This window comes from Lysobacter enzymogenes, from assembly GCF_023617245.1.
GTDB classification, from domain to species: domain Bacteria; phylum Pseudomonadota; class Gammaproteobacteria; order Xanthomonadales; family Xanthomonadaceae; genus Lysobacter; species Lysobacter yananisis.
Genome location: NZ_CP067396.1, coordinates 5285671 through 5294604, shown reverse-complemented (window position 1 = coordinate 5294604; position 8934 = coordinate 5285671). Strand labels below are relative to the sequence as shown.

Annotated in this window: 5 protein-coding genes; all 5 read left to right on the top strand. The window is 71.7% G+C overall.

Annotated features, from left to right (window positions below; genetic code table 11):
• Positions 1-195 precede the first annotated feature (195 nt).
• On the top strand, positions 196-4716 hold the full coding sequence (locus JHW41_RS21895) for a non-ribosomal peptide synthetase (protein ID WP_250447068.1): 4521 nt from the start codon (positions 196-198) through the stop codon (positions 4714-4716).
• Complete coding sequence (locus JHW41_RS21890; protein WP_078997702.1) at positions 4713-6080, top strand: MFS transporter; 1368 nt, start codon at positions 4713-4715, stop codon at positions 6078-6080. The genes JHW41_RS21895 and JHW41_RS21890 overlap by 4 nt, the downstream gene beginning before the upstream one ends.
• Before the next feature lie 301 nt (positions 6081-6381).
• The gene (locus JHW41_RS21885) at positions 6382-7170 is read left to right on the top strand and encodes a DUF6875 domain-containing protein (RefSeq protein WP_057946117.1); all 789 of its coding nucleotides are present in this window, start codon (positions 6382-6384) and stop codon (positions 7168-7170) included.
• A 9-nt stretch (positions 7171-7179) separates the two neighbouring features.
• Positions 7180-8529: an FAD-dependent oxidoreductase gene (locus JHW41_RS21880; protein ID WP_057946118.1), complete on the top strand. Its 1350-nt coding sequence runs from the start codon at positions 7180-7182 to the stop codon at positions 8527-8529.
• Between the two features lie 72 nt (positions 8530-8601).
• Positions 8602-8853 (top strand): hypothetical protein, encoded by a 252-nt coding sequence (locus JHW41_RS21875; RefSeq protein WP_250447065.1) that lies wholly within the window; start codon positions 8602-8604, stop codon positions 8851-8853.
• Positions 8854-8934 lie beyond the last annotated feature (81 nt).

Below are 8934 nucleotides of genomic sequence, written 5' to 3'. Positions count from 1 at the left end.
GCGGCGCGGGGGCGCCGGCCGCGGCCGAACGTTGCGTTCGCGCAACGCGGGTGGAAACACCGGTTTTTTCGGGAATTGCGTTAACGCAGTGGATGTACCCGGGCCGCCGTCGGGAGCGGCGGCCCGCGAGCGGTTCGCGGCGCTTGGCTGGGGCCAGCGCCTCCTGCAACGGTAGTCAAGGATGAAGCAGCACGCATGAGTTCGTCTCCGCCTCCTTCACAAGGCAACGGTGCGCACGACGCCACCGCCGAGCGCCTGGCGCGGTTGAGCCCGCAGCAGCGCGAGCTGTTGTTGCGGCAACTGGCCGCGCGCAAGAGCGCGGGCGCGGCGGCGCAACCGATCCGGCCGCGCGCGCTCGAACCGGGCGCGCCGCTGCCGCTGTCGGCGGCGCAGCAGCGCATGTGGTTCTTCGAGCGCCTGCAGCCGGGCACCGGCGCGTACCACGTGTACGCGCACCTGCGCCTGCGCGGCGCGCTCGACGCCGGCGCGGTGCAGCGCGCGTTCGCCGCGGTGATCGCGCGCCACGAATCGCTGCGCACCGGCTTCGGCGAAGTCGCCGGCGAGCCGCGCCAGACGGTGGCCGCGCAGGTCGGCTTCGCGGTGCCGACGATCGACCTGAGCGACCTCGACCCGCAGCGCCGCGAGGCCGAGCTGCAGCGCCGCGCCGACGAAGAGACCGTGCGTCCGTTCGACCTGGCCCGGCCGCCGCTGCTGCGCGCGACCCTGGTCCGGCTGGACCGCGACGATCACGCGCTGTTGGTGGTGCTGCACCACATCGTCTCCGACGCCTGGTCGCTGGGCGTGCTGTTCGACGAGTTCAATCGTTTCTATGCCGCCGAGATCGGCGCCGCCGACGTCGCGCTGGCGCCGCCGGCGCTGCAGTTCGGCGATTGCGTGTTGTGGCAGCGCGAGCCCGCGCACGAACAAACCCAGGCGCGGCAGCTGGCGTTCTGGCGCGATGCGCTGGCCGGCACCGGCGGCCTGCTCGATCTGCCCACCGACCGGCCGCGTTCGAGCGCGCCGCTGGGCCGCGGCGCGCGCTACGCGATGTACCTGCCGCCGGAACTGGTGCGCGCCGCCGGCGATTTCGCCAAGGGCGAGAACGCGACCTTGTTCATGCTGTTGCTGGCCGCGTTCCAGACCGTGCTGGCGCGCAACAGCGGCCAGGACGACGTGGTCGTCGGCTCGCCGGTGGCCAACCGCGGCGAGCCGGGCACCGCGCCGCTGATCGGCCTGTTCGTCAACACCCTGCCGTTGCGCGGCGACCTCTCCGGCGAGCCGAGCCTGCGCGAACTGCTGCGCCGCACCCGCGGCCATGTGCTCGACGCGATGAGCCATGCCGACGCGCCGCTGGAGCGGGTGATCGACGAGCTCAAGATCGAGCGCGCGCCCGGGCGCACGCCGCTGTTCCAGACCTTGTTCGTGCTGCAGAACGCGGTCGCCGAACCGCTGCGCCTGCACGGCCTGGACACCCGCGTGTTCGAGTCGCAGGAGATGGCGGCGCGTTTCGAGATCACCCTGACCCTCGGCGCGGCCAGCGACGGCGGCCTGGTCGGCAGCTTCGACTACGACCGCGACCTGTTCGACGCCGACACCATCGTGCGCCTGGAGCAGCAGCTGGAAACCCTGCTGCGCAATGCGCTGGCCGCGCCGGACCGGCCGCTGGCGCAGCTGTCGCTGCTGCCGGCGGCGCAGCGCGCGCAGTTGCTCGCGCTGGGCGACGGCGGCGCGCCCGCGCCGTGCGCGCACAACGATCTGTATTCGCTGTTCGCCGCCCAGGCCGCGCGCACGCCCGACGCGCCGGCGCTGGTCGAGCCCGGCCGCGCGCTGAGCTACCGCGAACTGCTGCATCGCGCCAACGGCCTGGGCCGGCGCCTGCGCGAACTCGGCGCTGGCCGCGAGAGCCGGGTCGCGGTGCTGACCGACCGCTCTATCGAGGCGCTGGTGGCGGTGCTCGGCGTGCTCGCCGCGGGCGCGGCGTATGTGCCGCTGGACCCGGCGCATCCGGACGATCGCCTGCAGTTCCTGCTCGAAGACACCGCGGCCAAGGCGTTGCTGGCGCCGCCGCAGTGGCGCGCGCGCGCGCAGGAGCTCGGCACGGACGTACCGCTGCTCGGCAGCGACGAAACCGCGCCGTCGCCGCAGCGCCCCTGCGACGACATCGCCGCCGACGACGCGGCCTACGTCATCTATACCTCCGGTTCGACCGGCCAGCCCAAGGGCGTGACCGTCGAGCATCGCGGCGCGGTCAACCTGACCCTGGGCTTCATGGCCGGCCACGATTTCGCCGGACAGCGCCTGCTGATGATCCCGCCGTTGGTGTTCGACGCCTCGGTCGGCGACGTGTTCCCGGCGCTGGCCAGCGGTTCGGCGCTGGTGCTGCATCCCAATCCGACCGAGCTCGGCCCGTTCGAGCTGGAAGCGTTCTGCGCCGAGCACCACGTCAGCGCGATCGACGCGCCGGCGGCGCTGTGGCGGCGCTGGAGCGAGGGTTGGGCGGCGCGCAAGCGCGATGGCGCGCTGTTGCCGCAGCTGCGGCTGATGATGATCGGCGGCGAGAGCGTCGGCGTCGAACAGGTGCGCCGTTTCGCCGCGATCACCGACGGTCGGGTGGCGCTGAGCAATCACTACGGGCCGACCGAGACTTCGGTGTGCGCGGCGATGCTGAGCACCCGCGACGGCGCCGAGTTCGCCGCGCGCGAGCTGCCGATCGGGCGGCCGCTGCCGGGCGTGCGCCTGTACGTGGTCGACGCGCACGGCGAACTGGCGCCGCGCGGCGCCGCCGGCGAGCTGTGCATCGGCGGCGCCGGCGTGGCGCGCGGTTATCTCAACCGGCCGGAGCAAAGCGCGGAAGCCTTCCCGCCGGATCCGTTCGCGCCGGGCGGGCGGCTGTACCGCACCGGCGATCTCGCCCGTTGGAACGCCGACGGCACCCTGCAATTCCTCGGCCGCCGCGACCACCAGGTCAAGCTGCGCGGTTTCCGCATCGAGCTGGGCGAAATCGAGAGCGCGCTGGAAGCGCATCCGCAGGTCGAGGCCGCGGCGGTGCTGCTGCGCGAGGATCGTCCCGGCGACAAGCGCCTGGTCGCCTATCTGGTCGCCGACCCAGGCAGCGGCCCGGCGCAGTGGCGCGAACACCTCGCGCGCAGCTTGCCCGAGGCCTTGCTGCCGTCGGCGTATGTGCGGCTCGAGGCCATGCCGCTCAATCGCAACGGCAAGATCGACCGCAAGGCGCTGCCCGAACCGAGCGAGGAACTGCTGGAACAGCGGCCCTTGGTCGAGCCCTCGACCGACACCGAACGCGCGGTGCTGGCGGTGTGGCGCGAGGTGCTGGGCCGCGAGCGGATCAGCGCCGACGACGATTTCTTCGCCATCGGCGGCGATTCGCTGATGACCCTGCCGCTGGTGTTCAAGCTGCATGCCGCGCTCGCCGTGGAGGTGCCGTTGGCGACGGTGTTCGCCGCGCCGACCCTGGCCGCGCTGGCGCGGCGCATCGACGAACTGCGCGCCGGCGGCGGCGAGGACGAGTTCGACCTCGCCGCGCAGGTGCGGCTGAACGACGACATCCATCCGCGCAACGCCGCGTTGCCCGCGGCCTCGCGCGCGCATCCGCGTTCGGTGCTGATCACCGGCGCCACCGGCTTCCTCGGCGCCTACATGGTGCGCGAGCTGCTCGACGTCAGCGACGCCGAGATCCTGTGCCTGGTGCGCGCCGGCAGCGACGAGGACGGGCTCGCGCGCATCCGCAACAACCTGCGCGGCTACGAGCTGTGGCGCGAGGGCGACGAAGCGCGCCTGCGGATCGTGCCGGGCGATCTGGCGCTGCCGCGCCTGGGCCTGGACGAAGCCGCGTTCGATGCGCTGGCGCAGCGCGCCGAGGCGATCTTCCACAACGGCGGCCAGGTCAACTTCCTCGCCCCGTACGAGCACCTGGAAGCGGCCAACGTCGGCGGTACCCGCGAAGTGCTGCGGCTGGCGACCCGCCATCGGGTCAAGCCGGTGCATCTGGTGTCCACGCTCGGCGTCTGCCTGACTGCGTCGAACCTGGACCGCACCGTGCGCGAGTCCGATCCGCCGCCGCGCGCCGACGAACAATACGGCGGTTACAACCAGAGCAAGTGGGTCGGCGAACAGCTGGCGCTGCTGGCGCGCGAACGCGGCCTGCCGGTGGCGATCTACCGCCCGGCGCGCATCACCGGCGACAGCCACACCGGCGCCAGCAACGCCGGCGACTACTTCAACGCCTGGATCAGGGGCTGCGTGCAGCTCGGCCGCGCGCCGCACTTGCCCGACGAAGCCTTCGACATGGCGCCGGTGGATTATGTGGGCCGCGCGATCGTGCGCATCGCCCTCGGCGCGGGCGAGGCCAACGGCACCTTCCACTTCTACAACCGCCGCCGGCTGGCGATTCCCGACGCGGTGCGGGCGATGCGCGAGGCCGGCCTGCAGGTCGAGGAGATCGATTATCCGCAGTGGCGGCGCGAGCTGTTGGCGCAGGCCGCGGTCTCGCGCGAGAACCCGCTGGCGCCGTTCGCCGGCCTGTTCCCCGAGCATCCCAACCCGCGCGAGCCGCAGTTCGATTGCAGCGCCAGCACCCGCGCGGTCGAGCCGCTGGGACTGATCTGCCCGCCGGCCGACACCGCGTTGATGCGGCTGTACCTGCGCTTCCTGCAAGCGCGCGGCGTGCTGCCGGCGCCGGCGGAGGCCGAAGCATGAGCCGCTGGTCGGGACTGCGCGATTTCCTGCTGATCTGGTTCGGCCAGTTGGTCTCCGGCGTGGGTTCGCGCCTGACCACGTTCGCGCTCGGCGTGTGGGTGCTGCAGACCACCGGTTCGACCACGCGCTTCGCCCTGGTGTTCGTGTCGATGGCGGTGCCGGCGCTGCTGATCTCGCCGTTCGCCGGCGCCCTGGTCGACCGCTGGGACCGCCGCCGCACCATGATCGTGTGCGAGGCGATCTCGGCCGCGACCATGCTGGCGCTGGCGGGATTGCTGGCGAGCGGGCATCTGGCGATGTGGCATATCTATGTCGGCGTCGGCGCGGTCGCGTTGTCGAACGCGTTCCTGCAACCAGCGTACGCGGCCAGCATTCCGCTGTTGGCCAGCGCCGACCAGCTGACCCGGGTCAACGGCCTGGTCCAGACCGGTTTCGCCGTGGCCCAGGTCGGCGGGCCGCTGCTGGCCGGCGTGCTGGTCAGCACGATCTCGCTGCAGGGCGTGCTGGTGGTCGATGCGCTGACCTTCGTGATCGGCCTGCTGGCGCTGTGCCTGGCCAAGGTGCCGCGGCTGGCGCGCGATCCGCAGGCGCCGCAACAGGGCCTGTGGCAGGAAGCCTCGACCGGCTTCGCCTACGTGCGCGAGCGGCGCGGGCTGATGGGGCTGCTGATCGTGTTCGGGCTGAGCAACTTCATGTTCGGCATCGCCAGCATCGCGATCACGCCGCTGATCCTGTCGGTCGCCGATCCGGCGCTGCTGGGCGTGCAGATGGCCATCGGCGGCAGCGGCCTGCTGTTCGGCGGATTGTTGATGAGCACCTGGGGCGGGCCGCGCCGGCGCGTGGTCGGCGTGCTCGGCTTCTCGATGCTGGCCGGGCTGTTCCTGGCCGCGCACGGCCTGCGCCCGTCGTTCCCGCTGCTGGTGGTGGCCGGCTTCGCATTCTTCCTCAGCGTGCCGGTGATCAACGCCTGCAACGCGACGCTGTGGCAGAGCAAGGTGCCGGCGGAACTGCAGGGCCGCTGCTTCGCGATCCAGCGCGTGCTGGCCGAATCGGCGATGCCGCTGGCGTTCTGCCTGGCCGGCCCGCTGGCCGAGCACGTGTTCGAGCCGCTGATGGCGGCCGACGGCGCGCTGGCCGGTTCGCTCGGCTTGCTGATCGGGGTCGGGCCGGGGCGCGGGCTGGGGCTGATGTTCCTGGTGCTGGGCGCGGCGATGATGACCATCGCCGCGGTGGCGTGGTCGCGGCGCGCGATCCGCGAGGTCGAGAACGACCTGCCCGACGCACTGGCTGCGCCGGCGGTGGCGCATGCTGACTCCGAGGCGCCCGCCGGCGCCGCCCAGGGAGACGCCCGATGCGCAGTCTGATCCGCGGCCCGGCCGGGCGCACCCTGCGCGAACCGCCGCTTCGCGCTGGATGCCGCGCATCGGCGCGGAGGAGCGAGCGGCGGCGAAGACGACGGAAAACGCCCCCGGATTGCGATCTATCCAGATCGGGGCAGGAAAAAACAAGCCAGGAAAAAACGCCAGGAGCGGGACGATTCCCGATCGCGACGCTTTCGACCGGAAACACACGCAGCCTCGCCGCCACCGGCGAAGCGCACACGGACCGCCGCGCTGAGCGCTGCGTGGGTTCGAACCAAGCCAAGTATGCAGGGATGAAACGGCAATGATTCCAGACAACGATTCCACTCCGGTCATCGAAACCGACCGCCTGATGATGCAGGCGCAGACCGTGGTCGAGACCCCGATCGCCGCGGCCCGCGGCAAGCTGATGCAGGCGTCCACGGTCGAACGCGACCAGCCGGCCGACGCGCCGCTGCCGCGCACGGTGGCGTGGATCCGCAACTTCCTCGCCCGCCCGCATCCGGACGTGGGCCGTCCCGGGCCGGTGTGCCCGTTCACCCCGACCGCGCTGGCGCTGGACACGATCTGGCTGGCCGAGATCCAGGACCGCGACGTCAGCCTCGACCGCATCGTCGAACTGATCAGCGTGTACCGCGACCTGTTCGGCGAGATCGAACCGCGCACCGGTCAGGTGGCGATCAACAAGACCGTGCTGATCGTGTTCCCGCACCTGGGCGACGACGCGGCCGCGTTCGTCGACGAAGTGCAGCAGCAGCTCAAGCCGAGCTTCGTCGACCTCGGGCTGATGCTCGGCGAGTTCCACGCCAGCAACGAGAGCCCCGGCCTGCGCAACCCGGACTTCCGTCCGCTGCGCAGCCCGGTGCCGATGCTGGCGATCCGGCAGATGGTCGAGACCGATCTGCCGTTCCTGCGCCGTTCGCTCGATACCGCGCAGGTGCGCAGCCAGTTCCTGCGCTCGTACCTGCGCCGGCTCGGCGGCACGGTGCGGCGCAACTACTTCGACCAGGCGGTGAAGGCGCTGGTGGAGGCGGAGATCGAACTGCAGGCGCAGTCCGCCGCCGCGGCCAAGCCCACCACCGCCAGCGCCTGAGGCCCCGCGATGACCGAGCAGAACAACGCGGCGGGCCGCGTGGCGATCGTCGGCGGCGGCCTGGCCGGTTCGCTGCTGGCGCTGTCGCTGGCACGCCAGGGCATCGGCGTGGACGTGTACGAGCGCCGCAGCGATCCGCGCGTCGACCAATCCGGCGGCGGGCGTTCGATCAACCTGGGCCTGTCCAAGCGCGGCATCCAGGCATTGAGCGAGGTGGGCCTGCTCGACGAAGTGATGCCGCTGACCGTGGCGATGGCCGGACGGGTGATCCACGCGCCCGACGGCAGCACCCGCTTCCAGCCCTACGGCAAGGACCGCGGCGAGGTCCTGCATTCGATCGACCGCAACGAACTCAACCGCCTGTTGCTCGACCACGCGCAGCGCCATCCGCAGGTGCGCCTGCACTTCGAGCACCGGCTGGCGCGGATCGACAAGGACGCGCGCGAGCTGGAGTTCGAGCACGGCGAACAGCGGGTACGGGTGCAGCCGGCCTGGACCGTTGGCGCCGACGGCGCGTTCTCGCGCGCGCGCCGCGAAATGCAGCGCGGCGAGCGCGCCGACTACCACCAGGAATACCTGGAATGGGGCTACAAGGAACTGAGCCTCGCGGCGCTGCCCGACGGCGGTTCGCGGATCCAGCTGGAAGCGCTGCACGTGTGGCCGCGCGTGCATTGCTTCTTCGTCTCCCATCCCAACCGCGACGGCTCGCACACGCTGACCCTGTTCCTGCCGCACGAAGGCCCGGACAGCTTCGCCACCACGCGCGAGCCGGCGCAGATCCGCGCGCTGTTCGACAAGTACTTCCCCGATCTGGTGCCGCTGTTGCCGACCCTGGTGGACGACTGGAACCGTCATCCGACCGGCTCGCTGATCACCACCCGCACCGCGCCGTGGAGCCTGGACGAGTGGATCGTGCTGGTCGGCGACGCCTGCCACGCGGTGTATCCGTTCTACGGCCAGGGCATGAACTCCGCGTTCGAGGACTGCTCGGCGCTGATGGCCGCGCTCGGACGCCATCCAGGCGACCGCCGCGCCGCGTTCGCCGACTACGAGCGCACGCGCCGGCCGCATACCGACACCTTGGCCGAACTGTCCAAGGCCAACTTCGTCGAGCTCAAGCAGAAGGTGCAGTCGTTCTGGTTCCTGGCGCGCAAGCGCATCGACGTGGCGCTGAACCGGCTGCTGCCGCGTACCTGGCTGCCGCTGTACACGATGATCGCCCACACCACCATGCCCTACGGCGATGCGCTGCAGCGCGCGCGCAAGCAGGACAAGATCCTGGTCGGTGCGGCCTCGGCGGCGGCGGTCGCGGCGGTGGCGGCGCTGGCGTTCGGCGCATGGGCGACGCATTTGATCTGATCCGATCGGAGCGATGCGCGCACGGGCGCGCCGATGTCTGCGGCGCGGGGGCGCCAGGGGAGCGGGACCGACATGAACGAAGCAGGGCAGGCAGACGGCGCCGCGGCGCCGGGCTGGGACAACGGCGATCTCAGCCGCGAGGAGCGCAGCGTGCTGCTGCGTGTGTTCGGCATCGATGCGCGGGTGACGCCGTTGAGCGCGGTGGCGGTCGAGTTCATCCGCACGCGGCGGCGGATCCGGATCAACCAGGAGCGCAGCCAGCGCGCCCGCGCCGATTCGACCGGCGATGCCGACGAGCGCGCGCACCGCGAAACCGTCGACTAGAGCGTCGGCGCGGACCGGACAACGCTGGCTCTTGCGGCGAATCGACACGTCTGGCGCGCCGCGCCGGAGTCCGCCGCCGAT